16 protein-coding genes are annotated in these 22,664 nt (G+C 44.1%); 12 read left to right on the top strand and 4 right to left on the bottom strand.

All coding sequences use genetic code 11. From position 1 onward, the window contains the following. The first annotated feature begins 209 nt into the window (after positions 1-209). Complete coding sequence (locus MHB37_RS16690) at positions 210-1,199, top strand: alpha/beta fold hydrolase (RefSeq protein ID WP_076184906.1); 990 nt, start codon at positions 210-212, stop codon at positions 1,197-1,199. 82 nt (positions 1,200-1,281) lie between these two features. On the opposite strand, the gene MHB37_RS16695 is transcribed toward MHB37_RS16690, so the two are convergent. Next, positions 1,282-1,917: a TetR/AcrR family transcriptional regulator gene (locus tag MHB37_RS16695; RefSeq protein WP_217696907.1), complete on the bottom strand. Its 636-nt coding sequence runs from the start codon at positions 1,915-1,917 to the stop codon at positions 1,282-1,284. Positions 1,918-1,997: 80 nt separating this feature from the next. On the opposite strand from MHB37_RS16695, the gene MHB37_RS16700 reads away from it, so the two are divergent. The 5 genes from MHB37_RS16700 to cydC all read left to right on the top strand — a co-directional run bounded on the left by MHB37_RS16700 (position 1,998) and on the right by cydC (position 10,411). Further along, a complete protein-coding gene (locus MHB37_RS16700; protein ID WP_340393603.1) occupies positions 1,998-3,845 on the top strand; it encodes a hypothetical protein in 1,848 nt (615 codons plus the stop codon). Between the two features lie 551 nt (positions 3,846-4,396). Next, positions 4,397-5,761, top strand: coding sequence for a cytochrome ubiquinol oxidase subunit I (locus tag MHB37_RS16705; protein ID WP_248548643.1), 1,365 nt, complete (start codon positions 4,397-4,399; stop codon positions 5,759-5,761). Then, a complete protein-coding gene (locus tag MHB37_RS16710; RefSeq protein ID WP_076126522.1) occupies positions 5,758-6,774 on the top strand; it encodes a cytochrome d ubiquinol oxidase subunit II in 1,017 nt (338 codons plus the stop codon). The genes MHB37_RS16705 and MHB37_RS16710 overlap by 4 nt, the downstream gene beginning before the upstream one ends. 68 nt (positions 6,775-6,842) lie before the next feature. Then, positions 6,843-8,687: a thiol reductant ABC exporter subunit CydD gene (gene cydD, locus MHB37_RS16715; RefSeq protein ID WP_340393608.1), complete on the top strand. Its 1,845-nt coding sequence runs from the start codon at positions 6,843-6,845 to the stop codon at positions 8,685-8,687. Further along, entirely contained in the window at positions 8,684-10,411 is a 1,728-nt protein-coding gene (gene cydC / locus MHB37_RS16720) for a thiol reductant ABC exporter subunit CydC (protein WP_340393610.1), read from the top strand. Before cydD ends, cydC begins: the two co-directional genes overlap by 4 nt. A gap of 382 nt (positions 10,412-10,793) precedes the next feature. Here cydC and MHB37_RS16725 read toward each other — a convergent pair whose 3' ends face one another. Further along, entirely contained in the window at positions 10,794-13,241 is a 2,448-nt protein-coding gene (locus tag MHB37_RS16725) for a glycoside hydrolase (protein WP_405168268.1), read from the bottom strand. Between the two features lie 57 nt (positions 13,242-13,298). After that, a complete protein-coding gene (locus tag MHB37_RS16730; RefSeq protein WP_179088132.1) occupies positions 13,299-15,416 on the bottom strand; it encodes a DUF5054 domain-containing protein in 2,118 nt (705 codons plus the stop codon). Positions 15,417-15,533: 117 nt separating this feature from the next. Here MHB37_RS16730 and MHB37_RS16735 point away from each other — a divergent pair, with 117 nt between their 5' ends. The 4 genes from MHB37_RS16735 (at position 15,534) to MHB37_RS16750 (ending at position 19,418) form a co-directional block, all read left to right on the top strand. Beyond that, positions 15,534-16,415, top strand: a complete 882-nt coding sequence (locus MHB37_RS16735; protein ID WP_076126531.1) for an AraC family transcriptional regulator — start codon at positions 15,534-15,536, stop codon at positions 16,413-16,415. A gap of 397 nt (positions 16,416-16,812) precedes the next feature. Then, the gene (locus MHB37_RS16740) at positions 16,813-17,688 is read left to right on the top strand and encodes a stalk domain-containing protein (RefSeq protein ID WP_076126533.1); all 876 of its coding nucleotides are present in this window, start codon (positions 16,813-16,815) and stop codon (positions 17,686-17,688) included. 226 nt (positions 17,689-17,914) lie between these two features. Next, complete coding sequence (locus tag MHB37_RS16745; protein WP_076281796.1) at positions 17,915-18,508, top strand: RNA polymerase sigma factor; 594 nt, start codon at positions 17,915-17,917, stop codon at positions 18,506-18,508. An 85-nt stretch (positions 18,509-18,593) separates the two neighbouring features. Next, a complete protein-coding gene (locus tag MHB37_RS16750; RefSeq protein WP_076281795.1) occupies positions 18,594-19,418 on the top strand; it encodes a hypothetical protein in 825 nt (274 codons plus the stop codon). 201 nt (positions 19,419-19,619) lie between these two features. On the opposite strand, the gene MHB37_RS16755 is transcribed toward MHB37_RS16750, so the two are convergent. Next, positions 19,620-20,642 (bottom strand): MBL fold metallo-hydrolase, encoded by a 1,023-nt coding sequence (locus MHB37_RS16755; protein WP_405168269.1) that lies wholly within the window; start codon positions 20,640-20,642, stop codon positions 19,620-19,622. A gap of 165 nt (positions 20,643-20,807) precedes the next feature. Here MHB37_RS16755 and MHB37_RS16760 point away from each other — a divergent pair, with 165 nt between their 5' ends. Together MHB37_RS16760 and MHB37_RS16765 are read left to right on the top strand one after the other, a co-directional pair. Beyond that, complete coding sequence (locus MHB37_RS16760) at positions 20,808-21,818, top strand: fumarylacetoacetate hydrolase family protein (RefSeq protein WP_312149994.1); 1,011 nt, start codon at positions 20,808-20,810, stop codon at positions 21,816-21,818. A gap of 91 nt (positions 21,819-21,909) precedes the next feature. After that, a complete protein-coding gene (locus tag MHB37_RS16765; RefSeq protein ID WP_076279708.1) occupies positions 21,910-22,491 on the top strand; it encodes a TetR/AcrR family transcriptional regulator in 582 nt (193 codons plus the stop codon). The last annotated feature ends 173 nt before the right edge of the window (positions 22,492-22,664 follow it).

The following is a 22,664-nucleotide window of genomic DNA, read 5'->3' on the forward strand; positions in this document are numbered from 1 at the left end:
AAGTAGCGATCTCTAATGAGAAACGCTGCTTTTTGAGTAAAGGACAAGAACATTATTTCATTTCCGATTTGATGTTAATCTAAAACTTCTTTTTTTGTCTTGTTCATATTCCGTTCATATTGTCGTCACGAAGAGTACATCTTGATTGATTACACTTTGAATATGTCGTCAAGGCGGCACTTCAGATACAGGGACAAGGAAGGGAAGAGATGAACGTGGCAAATAAGGTAGAAATAAAAACAACAGGGACTAAGAGCCACAAGAAACGGAACCTATGGTTAAAAATAATCGGAGGTATTGTAGGGGCGCTCGTGCTGTTCATGGGCATCGTTTTTATCGTTGATGCAATCAGCGACGGGGTAGAGAAAAAGAAAATCGAATCGTATGGCCAGTATGTCAATGTGGATGGGAAAAAGATGAATGTGCTTATTCAAGGCAGTGGAGAACAAACTGTTGTACTCCTACCGGGACAAGGAACCCCGACGCCTGCACTTGATTTCAAATTGCTGATCGATGAAATTACCCCTAATTATAAAGTCGTGGTGGTCGAGCCTTTCGGTTATGGTTTGAGCGATGAAACCGAGAAGGAGAGAACGACTGAGAATATAGTAAGTGAGGTTCACGAAGCATTGCAGCAACTGGGTTTAGACCGTTACATTCTAATGGGACATTCCATCGCGGGACTTTACGGAGCGACCTATGTGAACACATATCCGGATGAAGTTCTTGCTTTTGTCGGCATCGATAGCAGCGTTCCCAATCAACCCGGAATGGATGTCAAATTACCTTTGAACGCCATGAAATTTCTTCAAAAATCAGGTCTAATGAGATTGGTCCAAAAAGTGAGCGGAGATCCCTATGAATCGCTTGCGTTCGATGAGCATACCAAAGAACAGATGCGTTTGATTTCGAATCAAGTCGCGACCAATCCAACGTTGATGAATGAACTGGGCCACCTCGGTTCCAATTTCAAAAATGGAGAAAAAATCACAATGCCAAATGACTTGCCGCTGCTTCTCTTCGTTCAATCAAATAACGAGCACAATAAACAGTGGATTCCGCTGCATGAGGAGCAAGTCAAACAATCCGCACAGGGCAAAATGATCCCAATGGAAGGTTCACATTATCTGCATCATACAAAATACAAAGAAATCGCCGAGGCATTCAAAGAGTACATGAAACAAATTCAAATTCAATAGTAGGGTTGATAATTAAACTGCGGAGCCGAACTTGGTTCCGTGGTTTCTTTGTTTTTTCATTTATAAACACGATTTTTAAACCTTATTCCTGGGACATTGGAGTATGGTATACCTCAAGACAAATTTTGGTCATTTCGTCTATGGATTTTGCAAAGTCTGATTGTATCCATTTAAGGAGAACATTATAGAGGGCCCCCGCTTTAAAGTATATTCGGTACACATTCTCGTCGCTTTTGTCATGAGCAGTAGAAAGCATCATTTCATTCAAGCAATCCAGAATTACATGATCAAACTTTGCACTCTGAAGTGCTTTGTAGATGTTCCGCTGCTGAAAAATAACTTCAAAAAGCACTTTGATAAATTTTTGAGGTTCTTTAGCTTTGCCTGTTAATTCATTGGTGTAAGGTAAGAGTTTTTGATTAATTTCAAAAATAAGCGAATCGACCAAATCCACCAGGATCTCTTGCTTGGAGGAATAGTTGTTGTAATAGGCTGTTCGAGAAACCCCTGCGCGCTTCACAATATCGGTGATGGTGATTTTGTCAAAAGGCTGTTCCTGGATCAAGAAGACTAATGCCGTACAGATGGCTTCTCTTGTCAAACGGTTGGTTTCTTTATTGGAACGATGCTGAGAGGTATTTGGACTGTATAATTCATGATTTGAGATGACATTTCCCCTCCGTTTGTACATTCTGATGTTCGTTTCATTGTTTTTCATGAGTCTTTTCAATATGCTAAAACCATAAGGCATTACAAATGTAATGTCAAAATAATCGTTAGTTAAAATGGGAGGGCGTCATGTTAGAAATCTTATATAGACGATTGTCAGCAGTGCTGCTTTTGATCCTAGCACTAAGTGCTACGGTATTCATTGGCGAAGAAACGGTAATCTCAATCGTGACCATCATCTTTTTATTAGCAGAATTAGGCATCTCTTTTTTACTATTAAAGAAGCGTGAGAAGTTACATGTAGTATTTATTAGTGCGATGGTGGCAGAAGGGTTATTCTTACTAACAAGAAATTTTTGGCTGCTTGCGCTTTCTATCCTCTTGCTGATCATAGCGGGCATATGGAGAGGACTCTTGGGGCAAAAGGTAAGCAGAAGAGTTACTCCGTTTCTAGTGGTTCGTAAAGTGTTATTCAGCATTGCTGCACTTATCGTTACTGCACTTTGGGGTATTGGAGTCTATGCAAAACCTATTACAACACCTGTAGCATTAGCTGCTGATACGACAGTGACGATCGATGAACGCAATTTGGATTCTGCAGCAGTGATGCTCAAAGATATTGAAGTAATGAATTCTTTTGGAAGCCGTACAACCGGCTCTGAGGGTCACAATCAGTTTATTGCTTGGCTGGAGCAGCAGGTATCGGATATGGGGCTGCAAGTTTATCGTGATCGCTATACTTTTGACCGATGGGAAGAAAAGAACAGTGCTTTAATGATTGATCAGCAGGAAATTCATGTCTCTTCAGCTTTTCCCTATTCCGGGGAAACTGACGAAAAAGGTGTAACTGGGGAGCTGGTGTATACGAAGCGTGGTGAATATGGCCAGGCCAGCGGAAAAATTGCTGTCATTGAAATTGAGAATTTCAGAAATTTTCCAAGTGGGATCGTTATGAATATGCGGGATTCATCACCAATGGACAACCAAATTGCCCCAAATGAAGGCGATCTGGTCCTCACTACAGCATTAAAAGAAGCTAAATTGGAGCAAGCGAAGGAAATGGGCGTAAAAGCTGTTGTTTTAGTCTGGAAAGGGGTATCTGACGATAAGGTTGAAGAGCAATATGTGCCTTTTACCACCGATTATGCTGGAATCCCTGCGATTTGGGTTAATGAAACGGAAGGGAAAAAGGTGATCAGCGCAGCTCAGGAGCATAAAGAAGGTACGGTTATTTTAGAAGCGGAAATACAAAAAGATGCCCCAACAGAATCCTTTTATGTGAAAATTGACGGTAAGAATAAAGACGAAGCAATTATCGTAAATACTCATACGGATGGGATAAATGTGGTGGAGGAGAATGGCGCTGTGGGCATGCTGTCTATGATTCGTTACTTACAGCAGGAGCAGCCGGAACGTACGATGATATTTGCTTTTGTGACAGGGCATTTTAGATTACCGGAGTTCAAAGGGTCCTCTCAGGCAACTTCCACCTGGATGGAGGGGCATCGAGAGCTGTGGGATGGCAAGAATGGCCATTTAAAAGCTGTAGCTGGAATTACGGTTGAGCATTTAGGCAGCATGGAGTGGAAGGACGATGATACGGGTCATTATGGTCCAACTGGACAAATAAGTACAGAATATACCTATGCAGGCAATGAAATGATGGCAGGCATTTGGCTGAAGGCTATTGAAAAGACAGATAGCACACGTACTGTATTATTGCGTGGACATAACAAGTTTGAGTTTGGAGAGAGTCAGCCCTTATTTGAAGCAGGGATACCGGTGATTGGTTTCATTCCAATGCCCGACTATCTGCTCGTGGATAGTGACAACAGAGAGATGGACAAATTTGATGCAAAGCTAATGCATACGCAAATTGTATCGTTGCTGAAAGCGGTCAAGCTAGTGGACGGAACGGAGACGACTAAGCTTGGGAAATCAGATGGGTATTCTTTTTTCTACGGTCGTACTAAATGATAGTAGCAGTTCAAGATTTGTCATGACAAAGATGAAATTAGCTTTAATTCAAAAAACACTGATGATTTGAGTCAGTGTTTTTTTGTTGCAAAAAAGGGGATATATTACGGCTCAAAATGAGAAAATATCGTTTTTTTGCCAGCATCGAAGTAGGAGGGAACTTGTGACATCACATATGCACTAATCAATCAATAGCTCCTTCGGGTACTTTTTGTGTTATTCACTGAGTTGTCAGAAAGATTTGACCCTTTCTTGAACGTTTAGGGATTAAGAGATATCTGTGATTGAATTACTTGCAATTTAAGATAAGATGATTTTAATCATTAGGTCACATTATAATTTTGACTGCTCAGTATCAGGTAAATCGGGCTCGCCAACTCTTGCTTTGTGAATTTTTTCTCTTTTTACATAGCAAAGAACGATGAACGTCATACTAAAACGAACAGGCAACGATGTCGCTGAACCTTGCTAAACCTGATATTGAATGCAGCCAACAGTTAGCAGGCCTAATCATAGAAAAATGAACAGTGTTTTGAAGGGAGCATTAAAGAATGGCAATTGATACGGTGCTATGGAGCAGGCTGGTGACAGGCTTGACTCTCGGGTTCCACGTTATTTTTGCGACGATTGGCGTCGGTATACCGCTAATGATCGCTATAGCAGAGTTTATCGGGATTCGGAAGAAGGACCCCCATTATACACTTATGGCAAAGCGGTGGTCTCGAGGATTTGTCATTTCTGTGGCGGTTGGTGTCGTGACCGGTACAGCGATTTCACTACAGCTGGCCCTGGTATGGCCGAATTTTATGAAACTGGCTGGGAATGTCATTGCACTTCCGTTATTCATGGAGGTGTTCGCGTTCTTTTTTGAAGCTATCTTCTTGGGCATTTATTTGTATACGTGGGATCGCTTCAAAAATCCGTATATCCATTGGCTGCTGACGATTCCGATTGTCGCCGGGGCAGGCATGTCTGCCGTTTTTATTACGACGGTGAACGGATTCATGAACCAGCCTGAGGGCTTTGTCATGGAAGCAGGCCAATTCACAGCGATTAACCCGGTGCAAGCGATGCTGAATACGGCGACGTTCTCCAAAGTGTTCCATGTATTAAGCTCGGCCTATTTGACAGGAGCTGCCTTGTTAGCCGGGATTGCAGCCTTCGCGATGCTGAGAAAAGGTGTGTCCGCATACCACAAAAAATCTTTAAATCTCATGATGGCGGTTGTTTTACTATTCGGTTTGCTGAACACGTTAGCCGGTGATGTGTCCGCCAAGTTTTTGGCCGAGCATCAGCCAGAGAAGCTTGCAGCGGCAGAGTGGCATTTTGAGACGAGCAGCAGTGTGGATTTGGTACTATTGGGATGGCTGAATGCAGAGCATGAAGTTCTAGGGGCTCTTCATCTGCCGAAGCTGCTCAGCTTCCTGGCCTTTGGTGACTTTAATGCAGAGGTGACGGGGCTCGAGGAATTCCCCAAGGAAGAATGGCCACCGCTTCTCGTTCATTATCTGTTTGATTTAATGGTCGGAATTGGATTTACTCTGCTCGCGATTTCGTTTCTATATTTTCTGTTTGTGTTCTGGAAAAAGCGTAATGAGCTTAACAAATGGATGCTTCGCATCATCGCACTGAGCGCCCCTCTCGCTTTTCTGGCTGTTGAGCTGGGATGGTTTTATGCGGAGGTTGGCCGACAGCCGTGGATTATCCGTGGATATATGCGTGTTGAGGAGGCGGCCACGTCTTCACCGAATGTAAGAATTATATTCTTCGCCTTATTGCTCTTGTACATCGTACTCGGCAGTATGTGTGTAATCGTGCTAAGACGCTTGTTCAACAATAATCCGGCAGAAGCTGAGATGGAGAAATGGATGAAGGATCATCCTAATCAATCTGCGGAAAAGGGGGGCACTGAATGATGAGTTACGAATTGATTGGCATCTCGGTGCTCTGGCTGTTTTTGTACGGCTATTTAATTATAGCTTCCATTGATTTCGGAGCGGGCTTCTTCGCCTTTTATGCACGTTTAACGAAGCAGGATCATCTCATTAATCGTCTGATTTCCCGATATTTATCACCCGTATGGGAGATTACAAATGTATTTTTTATCTTTTTCTATATTGGCATCGTCGGATTTTTTCCGGACACAGCCTATTATTATGGCTCCGCGTTACTTGTTCCGGGAAGCATTGCAGTGATTCTTCTTGCGATTCGCGGTTCATTCTATGCTTTTGAAAATTACGGTTCCAAGAAAAACATAGTATATCTTTTTTTGTACGGAGCTACAGGTTTGCTTATTCCAGCATCGTTGTCAGTGGCGCTAACTTTGTCTGAAGGCGGCTTTATCGTGAAGCAGGGGGAGACGGTTTCTCTGGATTACTGGGCGCTGTTTACCAATCCGTTATCGTGGAGTATCGTTGGACTGGCAATCGTGTCCGTTTTGTTCATTAGCGGCTCATTTCTGACATTTTACGCTTCTCGGGCGGAGGATCATTCCGCGTTGAAGCTGATGCGCAACTACGCCCTGTTTTGGAGCACACCGACGATAATCCTCGCACTGACAGCATTTATCTATTTGGGTCAACACAATGAGCGCCATTTTCAAAATATGATGGATTTATGGTGGTTGCTGGCACTTTCCGTTGCTTTCTTTATGATCGCGATGTGGCTGTTATATAACGGACGCCGTTACGGATTAGCTTTTATATGCGTCATGTTGCAGTTTTTCTGTGCCTTTTTCGCTTATGGGATTGGGCAATACCCTTATATTCTTGATCCGTATATCACGATTCAGAGCAGTGCAACTTCACCGGCAATGGGTTTAGCGTTAGTAATTGTGTTTATCGGCGGTCTATGCCTGTTGATCCCATCCCTTATTCTGGTCTTCAAACTCTTCCTGTTTGATGCGGATTATGTAAAAGGGAAAAAATAAAGCTGTTTAATCCATTACGGCATGTTTGAGGTTTCCCTACAAGCCTATAGATAAAGGAGGTGTGATCTGTGAAGAGGAAATCCAGTCTGATTTCTCAACAAATGTCTTCACAAAGGAAAAACAGGGCTCTCCTCGCAATCATTTCGCTCGCGCTCGGTATAGCTATTGTGAGTCAGGCTGGACTGCTTGCTGAAGCAGTCCAACGGATTTTTGTCGAGAAAGCTTCATTTTCATCGGTTATCCTGTTGCTCGGCATACTTCTAACTGTTATGGCTGTACGCACACTGTTGTCTTATGGAAACGGTATAGTTGGCTTACATATGGCTGCCACTGCTAAGACAAATATGCGCGCTGCCGTGCTGCAAAACTTGACTCATGCCTCCATGCCTTCAACCCTTCGTGGACAGACGGGAGGAAAGGTCAGTATTGCTCTGGATGCTGTGGATGAGGCCGATAGTTATTTCAGTCAATACATGCCGCGTATGATGGAAGCTGCTATCATCCCGGTTCTGATTTTGGTCGTTACATTTATCCAACATGCCAACACAGGTTTCATTCTATTGTTTACTGCTCCGTTCATCCCGCTGTTCATGATTTTGGTAGGGCTGAAAACGAAGAACAAGTCCGAAGAAAAATACGCGCAACTGGCTGAGTTTTCAGGGACGTTTCTAGACTCTCTTCAAGGACTGGTGACATTGAAAATATTTGGACGGGCTCACCGTCAGCAACAGGAGATTGAGCGCAGTAGCTTGGGTTATCGTGATGCCACAATGGGCATTTTGAAGATTGCGTTTACGAATACCTTCATGCTGGAATCGATCGTGATGCTAAGCATTGGCATTGTCGCTCTTGAACTGGCCATCCAGTTGCTCGTTTTCAAATCTATGACGTTCCACACCGCCTTTCTCGTTTTGCTGCTCGTTCCCGAGTTTTACAACCTGTTAAAGAATACGGGAACGGCCTTTCACAGCGGCCGGACAAGTATGGGTGCGGTTCGTAAGGTAGAACAGATGCTTGAGGAAACGGCAGGGGGGAGCAGGGACGCTAATGGCATTGAAGGAGCATTAACAACCGATGGAATCGACGAGATCGACAGCATGGATAAGGTCGGTGATAGGACCGACAGAATAAGCAAATTGGAACTCACCCATTCTGGAGACCTTTTAATACCGCCGTCCATCGTAATTGACCAACTCCGGTTTCAGTATGCTCCAGATTCTTTCGAGCTTAAGACGGGGCGGATCCAGCTTAGTCCAGGAGAACACATTGCCATTGTTGGCAAAAGCGGTTCCGGCAAAACGACTTTGCTACATCTCATTGCCGGTCTGCTGAAACCAGAATCGGGAACGCTTCTGGTGAATGGAAGTCCACTCTCGCAATACGATGAAACCGAATGGTTCGAACATGTTAGCTACATTACACAGCATCCGTATATTTTTGCAGGCACATTTTCTGAAAATATTGCGATTGGTGCTCGTAGGAGCATCTCCAGAGCAGAAATTGAGCGGTCGGGGGAAGAAGCAGGACTCGCTGCGCTTACAGCCCAATTAGAGCATGGATTTGATACCTTTGTTGGTGAAGGAGGCCGGGGACTGTCTGGTGGGGAAAAGCAACGGCTTGCCTTAGCACGCGCTTTTTTGAAGCGTCCTGCTATCATTTTGTTTGATGAACCCACAGTTGGACTTGATTTGCACACCGAGCGGGTACTGCAACGCTCCATAGCCAAACTGGCAAAAACGGCTACAATGATTACGGTAGCTCACCGATTATATACGATTCAACAAGCCGACAAGATTTTGTTTATGGACAATGGAGTGTTGGTGGACTCGGGACGACATGACGAGCTTCTGGAGCGCCTGCCTCAGTATGCCGAGATGATTGATGTAGAGCGGAAAGGGGGGATATCCTCATGAATGAACTGGCTGTTCTGTCAAAGGCGATGATTCAGGAGCGCAAGGATATCATTCTTTCGATTTTGGGTGGATTTATCGCCGGCATAGCCGGTGTGGCACTCTTTTCTGCGAGCGGATATCTGATTTCGCAAACGGTATTTGCGCCACCGCTTTATACTTTAATTGTACTCACCTCCATGGTCAAACTGCTGGGTCTGCTTCGGGCGGCGAGTCGTTATGGAGAACGCTTGTATTCTCACCGGGCGACATTCTCCATACTTAGCCGTTTACGTACATCCTTTTTTGCCAAGCTTATTCCTTTAACGCCTGGTATATTGAACAAAAATCGAAGCGGGGATCTGCTTGCGCGGATCGTTGGGGATGTGGAAAGTTTGCAAAATTATTTTTTGCGAGTCGCTTATCCTCCGATCATGGTCGTCATGGTGTTTTTGGCTACGGTGCTGTTTACTTCTACCTTTTCGATCTGGATTGCCGTTTTGTTTGTAATAGGTATGCTGGTAACGGCATTCGTTGTACCGGGAATTGTGTTACTCGGGCAGCGGAGAATACATGGACGCGTTCGTGAGCAGAGGGCGCAGCTGTCCACGGAAGTTACCGAAGTGTTGTACGGTTTCCGGGATTTAAAAGTATATGGTCAATTGGCACAGCGGGAGGAACATCTCCAGCATGCTTCCACTGTATTGGCAGCTGAGCAGCAACGAGCAGCCGGGCAACTGCTGCGCGGGCAATCGATGCACACTTTTGTTACGTTTTTCGTTTCCTGGGGAGTGCTTACGCTTGGCGCCTATTTAATTATGGAAGGAGCGCTTGCAGGCGTATTTCTTGCCATGCTGGTTATGGCATCACAAACCGTATTTGAAGAAGCGGCGGCTATGGCCACATTACCCGCGTATAAAGAGGATAGCGAACACGCAGCCAAACGACTGACGGAAACAGTTCAGACCTTTGATGAGCAGTCTTCGCAGCCAAGTGGCACATTGTCTGTTGATCATGCCGTTACGATGGAGCTATCCGATGTTACGTTTCAATATGAAGGGGAGTGGAGACCGGCGCTCAGGGATGTATCCCTGCACATTTTACCTGGTTCCAAAACGGCGATTGTCGGGCCGAGTGGATCAGGAAAATCAACGATTATCGAATTGCTGCTCAAGCTGCGAACACCAACGGCCGGTGATATACGGTTAAACGGCATTTCGGTGAAGGAACTGGATGAAACGAGCATTTGGCAAACGGCTACTGTAGTGTTTCAGCAAAGTCATTTCTTCCGGGGAACGATCCGGGACAACCTGCTGCTGAATGGAGAAGAACATGCAGACGAACAATTGTTGGATGTGCTAGCAAAAATGCAGCTGCCCGATACATCGTTGACCGATATGGTGTATGAAAAAGGGGAGAATCTGTCAGACGGCGAGAAGCAGAGGTTGGCTCTGGCGCGAGCGATGCTCCGCAAAGGACGGGTATGGCTTCTGGACGAACCCACTTCATCGCTGGATTATGTGACAGAGCATCATGTTTTGAAGCATCTCTACGCACAGGCGGCTAATGATACGCTTCTCCTGATTTGTCATCGGCTAACCGGATTGGAAGAGATGGACCAGATTGTGGTCATGGACCAAGGCAGGCTAGTCGAAACGGGGTCCTATTCGGAGTTGATGGGGCAAAAAGGCTATTTTTATGAGATGAAACAAATCGAACAGCAAATGATCGGAGAAGTTGGAGTGTAAAAAAAGCAAGAGCTCCTCTGAGCATTCGATCAATCTTACCAAGCAACAGGCTAAAGAATAACTTCCGGTGTAATATCGGGAGCAGTTCTTTAGCCTGTTTTGCGATTCTCGCCTAGACTATAATCCACGTTTGTCTTAAACGATGAGCAGTTCTTCAAAAACTGGTAGTAAAAATCGCTTCAGAGAAAAACGCTAAACCGGCTCAAATTGTATTAGCACACGTAAATTGGAGCGTCTGGAAGAAGCAATGGGTTTAATCTCGGAGAAGCCCTCAATTTACGTGACACTAAAAAGTTGATCTATTTTGCAGATCAACTTTTTAGTTTACTATATTAAGGGAGAAGAGACATCTTGTAGGGAGATTATTTTCAATGATTATTGCTTATAAATTTGTTCTCCAAGACAGGATACCCGCGTTCATGCTCCTGCACGCCTTCATTGCAGATTCTGGGGTATGAAGTTCCTCACCCCAAGTAACATAATATCGGAATTCATAGAATCCTCCCAGTGTCGCCTTAAAGTTTGTCTCCCAATAATTATTCATGGGCCATGAGTACAGGTGGGCTGGATCATGGGCAAGCTCCGGATGGCCGCTCAGAAGACGATCCTCATAGTCTAATGAACCGATTTGAATCAGCGGCGTGTCCGGCATGGCAATCGCAATCCCTCGTCCTTCACTGATATACGCCACACCCTCATCAACACAGTAGAAATCGGCAAGGGAACCCGGGAGTTGGTCGATACGCGGTCGTACTGACGCACCGGTTTTTTCAATCCATAGTTCTTGCTGCGGTGAAGAGGGAGCACTTCCGAACGGAAGAGAAATGTATAGATTTTCTGGGTCCCATACACTTTCCTTATGCATGCGTACGGCAACATCAATTCGCGCACGATCACTGTATAAGGTGACAAGTAAGGAATAATGACTGCAGCCATTGACGCTGTATGTCAGACGAACTTTAGCGTATAGTGCGCCTTTTTCAACAATATCAACATTAACCAGTGTTCCCACAGAAGTAATTGCATCAGGGCCTCTACGATTGCGTCCCATCTTGCGCCGAACATCATACATACCAAATTCGTTAGCTGCCCGAGTCACATTATAAACAGGAGAAAATGCATGGTGATTCCGATCTGCACGAAGCAGGTTCTGATTCACGGTCTTGTCGATCCATTTCGTGATGCCAGCACCGATCTCCCATTCAAGTCTTACGTATTGCGATTCCATATATTTCGGCGTAACCTGAAGCTTCGGTGCGACTGGCGGGATGATATCCAACATACGATCCGAGCCTACGTAATCTGTTCGATACGCAGTTACAGGTTTGTGATTGATAAGAGACTTGATCGTCAATTGTACCTGCTGCTTTGGCTGAAGCGTTACCGGAATGGTAAGGATGACACCGCGGTGCCCTGTAACCATTTGCACCTCATATTCAGTGCCCGTCGATTCATCCATGACTTCAAAACCGTTCTTCAATTCCGATATATTCCAGCCTTCCATAATGAGTTCAGCATAATCAGTTTGCGCAAAATCATTAGGATTATATAACTCAAATTTCATTGGACAATTAGGACGAAGCAAAGCGTCACCGCGAGCCTCAAGGATGTCGTATAAAGCGGTATGAGCGAGTGAGCTGGCATTGGCCGCATAGGCTTCTTTCCTGCAGCCAAGCTCTTGAACGAACGGATTCCAAGGTTCGGTGACCGAGGAATGATAACCCCATGTATGCTCAGCGAATAGCGCTAGCTCATATTCCATTGCTTCAAGACGTTCTTTGGAGACGATCTCGCATGCGGGATCTAATAGCTTCACCTTTGTATAGACACGCTGTGCTTCACGGAAAATCTGTACATGCATCGGCGTCGTCGCCGAGCCATCTGTCCACCAATCTGGCCAGTCCCCACGGAAGGTCTCGATTTCCTCGGGATGCTCCTCTGCATAAGATCTCAAATCTGCAAAGAAATCGTCCAAGGTCGCCGGTTGAATCCGGATGCGTTCGCCATGCTTCTCATTCCATGGATTCACAAAATCCATCAACGCTGCGTTCGGCGAGCCGTTGTCGGTAGGAAGTCCGGACACCATCACCGGTACGAACGGGAACGTGTAACCATCAGCAACCAATTGCTGTAAATAACGATCAAAACGTGCTTCGGCCACTACAAAGGATACACCGTTTCGGACATCATGATCATCGCGAATCGTATAAGATCCGCCAATGCCTGGGGTCAATCCAAGATCATTGCCGAACATGTAATGCTCACCGCTCCAGGTGAGAATACGATCTCCTTTCGGCGTTTCCCACCAGAACGGAATCTGCTTCTTCCACAGTGGAAACATGGAATGATGCGTATGAATACATGTAATCAAATTCTCGATACCTGCATCCGCCAGCACTTGACTGTATCCCCAACCAAAGCCTGTAATGTCTGCCGTCATCGCAGAACGTACCGGGAATTGAATCGATTGTCCATAATCTGTTATCCGCTTAATCATGATAGAGAGTATCTCTTGATTTAATTGCTCACCGAAATTGAGATAGGTGCCGGAGAGACCGATATAACCTTTCTTCACCGCATGAGCGAGTTCTTCTTTTTCTATGTCTGTGGCTTTCAATAGGAAGGATTCAACAGGCCAATAGGTTTCACATACCCACTTATAGCCTTTTAAGTCAGGTCTGGCGCCGCTCTCAATATCACGTACAATTTGCAGAGCCTGCCGAATATAATTGACATGATATTGACGAATTTTTTCTTGACGCTCGGTATAGCCGACATCGGTATGGGAATGTTGAATGACGTAAATTGTCCAAGGTTTGTGCTGATTCATCGTAGAGCTCCTTTCGGAATTACAGGATTATCCAATCGAGATATAAACGAAGGGAAATTATATATGAGTTTGAAAATACAGCTTGAAGCGGAACAAAGCATCTTCTTCATACCATGCTTGGAAGTTCGTTCCCCATACATTGTTATGCAAATTCACATGCATACCTCCGGTAAGCGGAGCAAAAGTATGATCAAACTGAAGCAAGCGTGGCTTCCCAGGACAGATAAGTGCAGCATCCAACGTATCGATTTGCACTTTTCCATCTGCTGCTGCATAGTACATCCCTTGCTGAACCGCATGCATATTGCGATTTCCACCTTGAACGACATCCAAAGGTGAGATGAGTTGACCGATTTTGTCCAGCTTCCATTGATTTGGATTGTTCACGATCGGATTAAAGCTCATCCAAGAGGCTTCGGGAAGGCGATAGGCATCTTTGTCAAACCACTGCAGCTTGCATTCCACTGTATGCGTATGTTTTTTAAAGACATACTCAAGCGTTAATTCCCGTGGAGCGCCCATACACTCACATGCCGCTCTCGGCATACGTAGGTTTGCAAGCACGACATCCTGCTCTTCACAAAAGACAGCCTGCAAGGACTGAAGCCTTGGTGTCATAACTTCATGTGCTATCCACTCGTGGGTTAAGTCCATCCCTGGTTTCCCAAAATCTCCGGTTGCCCACACATGCGTATGTCTCCAACTGAGATGATATTCACGATACCATCGGTCATAATCGGCCTGCGAATAAGTTTCGTAGGAGAATAAACCAATTTGATTTTTTGGACCGGCCCATGCCCGACCGCGAGCATCTTTCAGTCCGACAATTGCGCCACTATCCTCAAACACAACCTCAAAATCTCCTAATACATAAGGCTGGTCACTTGATAAGATAGTTGCATCCGTTAGAGTGCTACGAGATGGTTTCAACGCGAGCAGGGCAACTTCGGCTTTCTCTTGTCGTTCAGGTTGAAGTGCTTGGATTGCTTGTTTCAAGTATTCACGCTGTTCCTGCCAAGACTTCTCTATAAGACTAAAGGAACGTGCATTCAGCTTGGCATCGGCTTCCTCACCAAACATTTCAATCATTTCAGCGCGGGAGTTCATTTCGTAGAACCGATATTCCAGCGGGTTTAAGTTGATATCGACCTTATCGCGTTTGCGTGCTTCTTGGAAGTCATCTTTACCATAGTGGATATAATCTGCAAGATATCTTTTGATATCTACACCCCACGTATGCTCAGGAATCATAATTAACTCATCACAGAAATTGCGATATTCTTCATCGCTGTCTGTTAACGCCCCTTCTTGCAGCCACTTACTCTTCAAGCGTAGCAATTCTCGGTAACATGCTAATTTGTAAGGGTCGGTGGAAGAACCGTGAATCCAGCTATCGCCGATTTCTTCTTCTACGACAGTTAAGGTATTACGAATAGCCCATACCTTTTCGGCATACTGGTCTAATGTGGAAGCTTGTATCACTACCTGCGGATAAGCTTCTCGCAGCTTGGCGAACTCAGCTTCAATCTGCTGCACCGTAGAAGGGCCATGATTATCATGGGTATGCGCGAAGTAAAGGATATCGTTCAAACTTTCGATGTCAAAGGTTGTGCCGTAATCTTTGCTGTAGTGGACAACAATTTCAGATCCGTCCGTATTTCGCCATAAGAACATTTCAGGAACGTGAGGAACATAGCTGGAAGGGTTAACGCCTAAGTGCAAATACTTTAGACCAGCCTTTGCCATATGCGTGATTAACGAGCGTGTATGACCGGGAACGTCCGTCATTTTGGCTGCGATCGTACGCTTGCCAAATCGCTCATCAAGTCGCGTCGCCATTTGAATGCCATAGTCAAGCAATTCGCGATCATATAACTCGGTATATGTGGTGAAAGGAAGACCATGCCATCTTAAATAATCCTTTGCAATCGCTTCTTCGACTTGTTGTCTTACTTCGTTGGAACCGTGCTTTAATAGATGATGGATTAACCATGAGCCCGTTGTCCAGATAAAGGAACCTTTCTCCGGGTTCTCGGCAAAATATTTCGCTGTTTGAATCGCACTTGGAAAAAATTGCCCCATATATCGGTCCGTCACATTTTTCGCGAAATCCGTGTAGCCAATATCCAAGTGTGTTTTGAATATAACGTGAATGTGTGTTGCGCTCTGATTCAAGTTCATCGCTCCTTCCTCATAATCACGATTTCAGTGTATAGCAATTTATCTCATTTGACTTTTCGATTTATATTGAATAGGATCAGAAACAAATCAAGCAGAGGTGGAGTATAGATTGTGGCGAATCATATCAAAAATGAACGGTGGGTATATGTCATAGAGGGAGAGAATGGCAACTCGGCTCGAGTAAAGGATTTATTGTTAATGGGGTATGACCATTTTAGCAAAGCGATGCCTTTAACGAATCATGTGCATGAGGATGCATACGAATTCGTCTATGTTGATCAGGGGGCTGTCGACTGGGAGATCGGAGACGAAACATACCATACGAATGCCCAGCAAGTTATACATACAAGTCCGGGGGAGCGGCACCGTGCCAAATTTGATTATATTGGTCCATCCACCATTTGGTGGATGATTATTCGCGACCCAGCCCGAAACAAGGAATGGTTCGGGCTTCAAGAGGAGGAGCGTCAGATCTTCGTTAATTGGATGCAGAACTGTCCACGCATTCAATTGGTCAGCAAGGACGTTGTCGTCTATTTCAAACAATTGAAGCAGCTTCTACAGAACCAGAGTACGGTACTGCTGGAATTTCAACTTCGGCATTATGTCATGGAAATTTTGCTGCATCTATTTCATCATTCGCAGCTTGTTGTGCATTCCCCAAACATGCATACCTACACGCAGCAGCTGAAGGACAGACTTCAGCAGAATCCATCTGCTCGTTATTCAATTGAACAGCTTGCAAAGGAGTTCGGGTTGAGTGAGTCGCATTTCTATCGTGTGTTCCGAGAGACGAATGGACAATCGCCTATAGTGTATATGGAACGAGTTCGTATAGATTGTGCAAGCCAGATGCTGAAGGAATCGAAGATGTCCATCACGGATATTGCCATGGAACTTGGATTTAAGACAAGTCAGCATTTTGCTACAGTATTTAAAAAAATGATAGGGGTGACACCGAAGGCCTGGAGAAAGCAGAATATGCAGCGATGAATTTGGTATTGAAATTTTGAAAACACTCGTCATATAACGGAGTGGTCATATGAACTTAAAGATTGATCGGCAGGACTTGATGAACAGGTTTATTCTCGAACGCCGGCCCGGACAGTGCTTCTCAACTAGCGCATTGGATGTACTTAAATCTTTCAAGTCAAATAAAGCGCTTAAAGCTTTCGGCAATTTGTTGATGTTTCTACGGACGCGATTCTGAGATACAGCATCGCTTACGCTACAGCTCATTAATAGTATGGAAGTTTCTCTAGATTCGTTGCATGTAATAGTGTATAAATATTGGATAAACTTATAACAATTTGGGTATTCAAACAACTCAAACAAAATAAGAAAGGAAAACTTCTATTATTAAGATAAATCTATTATGGGAGGTTTTATTATGAAGAAAAAATTGATGATTTCCTTATTTGCCTCAGCTTTACTTGTGCTTCCAGTAATACCGGTGCATAGCTTTGCAGCGGATACATCCAAACCTACGATCATAAATAACGGCCAAATTAACAACGGTCGAGTTCTCATTCCGTTACGAGCTGTTTCAGAAAATTTAGGCGCAAGTGTGGAATGGTTTCAAACGGAGAAAGAAGTAAAGATTAAAAATGGAGACACGACCCTCTGGCTTGCTGCAAATTTCAAACGCGCAATTATTGAATCACCACCGACTACAGATAACCCGGATATTCCGCACCGGGAATATATTGATATAGATACTGCCACGCAGGTCATTAAAGGAACAACCTATGTTCCGCTACGCTTTGTCGGTCAATCGCTAGGTGCAAATGTCTTATGGAACCAACAGTCTAAGCAGGCGACCATAACATTGGGGGGTAAGGAACTCGTAGTCAACATGGAGCAACAATCTATTCAAATCTCTGATAAGCAGAAAATTATGGATCCACGGTTAAAACAACTCTCCGATAAATTAAATCAAGCAGCTGATATCTCTTCAATTAAAAATATTAGTTCCTACTTCAAACCGTACTTTACCGATAAATTAATTAAGTCTATCGTTCAAAATAAAGGCTTGAATACAGCTAGTACCTATGAATCGCCTGCCTCGTCGCCAGTATACATTAACAAGACTTTAGCCACGCTTGCGCAATCGGTTATATTGGCAAATGGTCTAACAGGAGAAGATCAATATGCCGAGGATCGTACGATCACTCTCGTATTTACGAATGGTGTATGGAAGGTCGATAGCGTCAGCAAGGGGTTGAGGGTACTAATCTCAGGGTTCTCAGATTTTCAACCTCAATAATTATTCATAGGCTCCTGATATTTGAGTAAGAAAAACAAAGAAAGCCCTCACAAGAAGGGCTTCTTTGTTATGTTTATTAATATTAAAGTTTGAAAAGCAATATGTGCCAGGGGAGATGCTAAAAAACGAGGGGTTAATAAAGAAGATTTATTCTTGAGATTTTTATTGCAGTCACATTTTAGGTCGAGCTCTTCGTTGTATAGAGTGAAAGGGGGGGGGAGACAGCTTGAATGATGCGGAGTTAAATCAGATCATTGCAGATGTGTTGGATGGGAACACAGAACAATTTGAGAAAATCATGGAGATTTATCAAAAACCGATTTTTCTCTACTGTTATCACATGCTGGGCAATTATGCCGAAGCCGAGGAAAACGCACAGGAGGTATTTTTGAAGACCTTCCGCACCTTGAAAAAATATACCCAATATCAGATGGATTTTGGTGCCTGGGTATACAAGATTGCCTACCATCAATGTATCGACATCATCCGTAAGCGAAAGTTGGTGAAATATTTGCCTTTCTTTTACCAAGATGAGAAAGAAAATAATGAAGTCGATTTGCATATTGAAGCCAACTATTTTGATGAATCCGTACATCAGGCCATGGCAAAATTATCGGCGGAAGAGCGTAATTTGTTAATCTTACGTTGTGTCGAGGATAAAAGCTATCAGGAGATCGGATTGATTCTCGGTAAAAACAGCGCCAGCCTTCGTAAAAGATACGAACGTACATCTGCAAAATTTCGAAAGTATTATGCGCAAGTGAAGGGAGTGGGAGTGTATGAATATGGACAGGGATCGGGATTTGAAAAAACTGTTTGATGACGCGCGCATTCCCGACGCCGACTTGACAGGAAAAGTAATGAGAATAATACATGCTAAGCCAAAAGAAAAGGAGAGGTTTTTTATGAAATATAAAGTTGTTCTGACTGCGTGTGTAGGGATGATGTTAATGGCCTCCACGGGTTATGCGGCAGTTCAATATCATTCTTTGACCAATAAAGATGGCAAAGTCGTATATGAAACTAAATCTACAAAAGATTACGTAAAAACAGAAACGAAAGATGAGGCAGCGCGGTTCAAGGCATTTTTTGAAGTGAAGGAAAAGGTGCTTAAGAACGGGGAAGCTGGGCTGTTCTATATGGTTGCCAATAACCCGAATCATCAAACAGATCTTGGAACAAAGTTGACGATCTTCCATGATCCATCTCAATTGCGCGATAAGATTACGGATAAATCCATTAAGATCGCAGACAACATCAATGGAAATTATACATTCCAAAAGGCGGACGTAATCTTTAAAAATGCTCAGGAAGTGAATCCTCCTTCTTCGGAAGAAAAAAAGAAAATGGCAGAAAAGCTGAGAAGGCAGGCGGAAGAATCCAATCAGGGATATGCCATGATGCCGGTTGAAATGACAGATCAGTTTTTCCTTCTCTTTGCTACGTATCAAAATGGCGAAGATAAAATCGGGGTTGATATCACTAATCTGAGTGGAAAGAGCGATCCTACAATGTATATTGACGAGAAGGTTGAATTTAAGCAGGAGAAGGTTCAAGTGAAGGGAGTAGAGATGCTGCATACAGAATTTGCTCCTTCGCAGACGCACGAGCTGAAATGGGTATACGAGAGCCCAGACAAAAAGGTGAAATACGCCTATACTTTACGGGGTGACCTAAATAAAGTAAGCAAAGAAACCCTAATGAAACTTGCCGAAGGCTATTTGGAATAATAAATACAACAACAACGGGAATCTCCTCCCATCCAATTGGGGGGATTCCCCTCTAGTAAACCATAGTCCTTCTTCATTTTTTATCATAATCGTTTCTAAGCACCGATTTTAATTCCGTGGAACAATACAAAAGAACGGCCGCTGTTCGCATCATTTGCGACAGGGCCGTTTTTTTGTTTTTCATAGGTTAGCTGTAAATTGCTATTCTTGCCAAACACTCATAGGGTCCCATGGCTTGATCTGATTGTCATATTTTCCAGCCAAAAAAGCTTTCATGTCTTCCAGCTTAGCAGGCACCTCATTCCAAACTGGATGGGGTGGTAACCCTCGTTTGCTTTTCAATAGGATATCCACTGTAACATACAAGCGTTCTGGCTGAATCCAATGAAGAAAGCGGGAAATATCCATTTGCTTGGTCAGGGACAAGGAATCGATTTCGTCATTGTAATGCTTGTTGAACTCGCTGATCAGGTTCAAGAGGTAGTCTCTCTGCTCCTTTACGAAATCCAAGCCGCAAATGGCGCCATGCCCTGGAACAACGATTTCGGGTTTAATTTCATCAATAATGCGATCAAGCACTTTAACCCAATTGAGGGTTCCCTCTTCGCTGTATGCCGTACAACCATTAAACACGACATCGCCAGCGAACAGTACTTTTTCTTTTGGCATCCACAACAGTAAGTCACTATCAGAGTGGGCTGGAGCTACGTTCTGAATCATAACTTCTGTATCGCCAAGACGGATGTTGATATCGTCCTTTATCTCAATATTCGGGAGCACCCATTCTACGCCTTCCAGGTCAAATCCTTCAAATTCCGCTGCAAAAAACCGCTCGCCCGGAGTCGATTCCGGAGAATTCTTTCCTCTTCTGATGACGCTGTCCATCCAAGCGATATTTTCGGTGAGACGCTCTCTAGAGGCTTCCTTGTGCATAATAATACAAGCATCTTCAAACACTTTGTTTCCCCAGGCATGGTCGCTGTTATAGTGCGAGTTCACCACATATGCGGGAGAGCCGCCGTTGCTTACTTCCATAAAAGCCTCCCGCATTTCCCGCGCATGGAACAAATCGAAGAACGTGTCATACACCAACCCATCACCCTTGTTGATGAATCCGGCATTGGCCCAACTGATCCCGCGATACGGCGAAATACCAGCAAAGACGCCATCTGCGACTTCAAAAAATTTAACGCGAGGTTTTTGGATAATACGTCCATACTTCATAAAAATTCTCCTTTACGTATATGTTTTTAGGATAAGGCATAATGACTATGGCTTTATTATAGAGAACGGAAAACAAAAATGCAAGCATGTACTTGCATGCATTTATGCTGTACGATATGATAGTAACAGAACAACATCACACTACATGTATGGAGGCGCTGCAACATGAAGCTAGTAACCTTTCAAACCAAAATATCCCAGGAACCTTTGTTTGGGCTTGTAATTAACGAGAAATTTGTCGTGTCTTTTGCCGCAATCATGAAAAAGCAGGGAACATTCGTTGACAGTCTTGAAAGTATGGACAGCTATCTTCATTATTTACCGGCAAGTTATGATGCCGCTAAGGAATTAATGCAATATGCGGTCGAACAGTCGCATCAATTTAATGAAAATGAAATCTGCCCGATTGTAGCGGTAAAACTGCTGCCGCCAGTTCCAAATCCGGCTGCGCTTATCGATTTCGGGCTGACGCCAAGACATCTGAGAAATGCTGGCGTAAATCTGCTGCAAAGAGAATATACAGGGCCGGAAAGAGAAGAGCTTAAACAAAAAATCACTGAAAAATTCCAGCAAGATCCGAATAAAGTAACTTTCAGTTATTACAAATGTAACCATAATGCATTAATTGGCGATGGAGATACGATTCATTGGCCTTCGTATTCTTCCTACCTGGATATTGAGCCGGAGCTGGCCTTTGTTACAGGGATGGAGAACTGCATTGCAGGTTATGTTATTTTTAATGACAGTACTGTCCGCGATGTGCAATGGCCGGATTTCCAGGGGCTGACCGGACCGACGCGCTGCAAAGATTTTGATCGCAGCAAAGGCATAGGGCCATTTCTGGTTACGCCGGATGAAATCGACAATCCGCTGGGACTGGATGTGAATGTATGCATCGGGGAGAGACTGCACTGGAAGGGGAGCACATCCGAGTATGCTGCACACCCTGCAAAAGTGATGGAGGAGGTTCTCAAAGTTTTCACACCGCTCCCGGGCACGATTATAGGAATGGGGACGATACCGGATTGCTGCGCAATCGAGACCGAAGAATGGCTGTTGCCCTCTGACCGAATCCAGATTACATTTGATAAATTAGGCACGCTCACGCAATTGGTGCCTGATCATGTCAAGATTACGGAACCAAGCCGCTGGGAAAAAAGAAGCGATTTGCCTTAAAAAACATTTATCAAAATGATGAACCCCGACCCTGCTGCATATGCAGAACTTGTAGTAGAATAGGATTAACATATGCAAAAGGAGAACTACAATGCAAACTTCAGACAGAATCATTGAAGCCGCGACACAGCTCATCAAAAAGAATGGCTATCGGGGAGTAAGCACCAAAGCCATTGCAACGGAAGCTAAAGTCAATGAATCTACGATTTTTCGGCAATTTGGAAGCAAGCAAGGCATATTGGAAGCCATCATTGAAAGACATTCGGATATTCCGCAATTTGAGAAGCTGTTAAAAGAGGAAGCGACCGATAATCCGGAAGTCGATCTGCTGAATGTAAGTCAGCAGTACCGTTTGTTTTTCCATAAAAATGCGGACATCATTTTGATTGGCATCCGCGACAAAGGAATGCTTCCCGAATTAGACAGAATGCTCGCCGATCCGCCGGCGAAGCTTCACTCCTTGCTGGTTGAATATTTTGAACGCTTGCAGAAGAAAAAAGTTATCGCCAGACAGGATGAGCGTCTTGTCGCAATGTCTTTTCTCTCGATGTGCTACGGATTTCAGATGAGCGAGCTGATTCACCGGCAATATCAATCCCAATTCGTCACCGAGGAAGAGTTCTACAAGCATAGTGTCTCATTGTTTGTTAAAGGAATTTTGGCTCAGTCATAAGCATTATTGATTTATCCCATTCATCTAATGGAAGAGCATGCAGCGACGGTTGATGATGTGGTGATTATTTTTAGTAATGGAAAATAAAATACGTGGATGCATTATATAAAAAACATGACTCATTAAATTAAGCCCAATTTTTTCTAGGGCTTTTTTTGTTTGGGTCCTCAGGA

The sequence above is a fragment of the Paenibacillus sp. FSL H3-0286 genome (genome assembly GCF_045040705.1).
Taxonomy (GTDB): domain Bacteria; phylum Bacillota; class Bacilli; order Paenibacillales; family Paenibacillaceae; genus Paenibacillus_AQ; species Paenibacillus_AQ odorifer.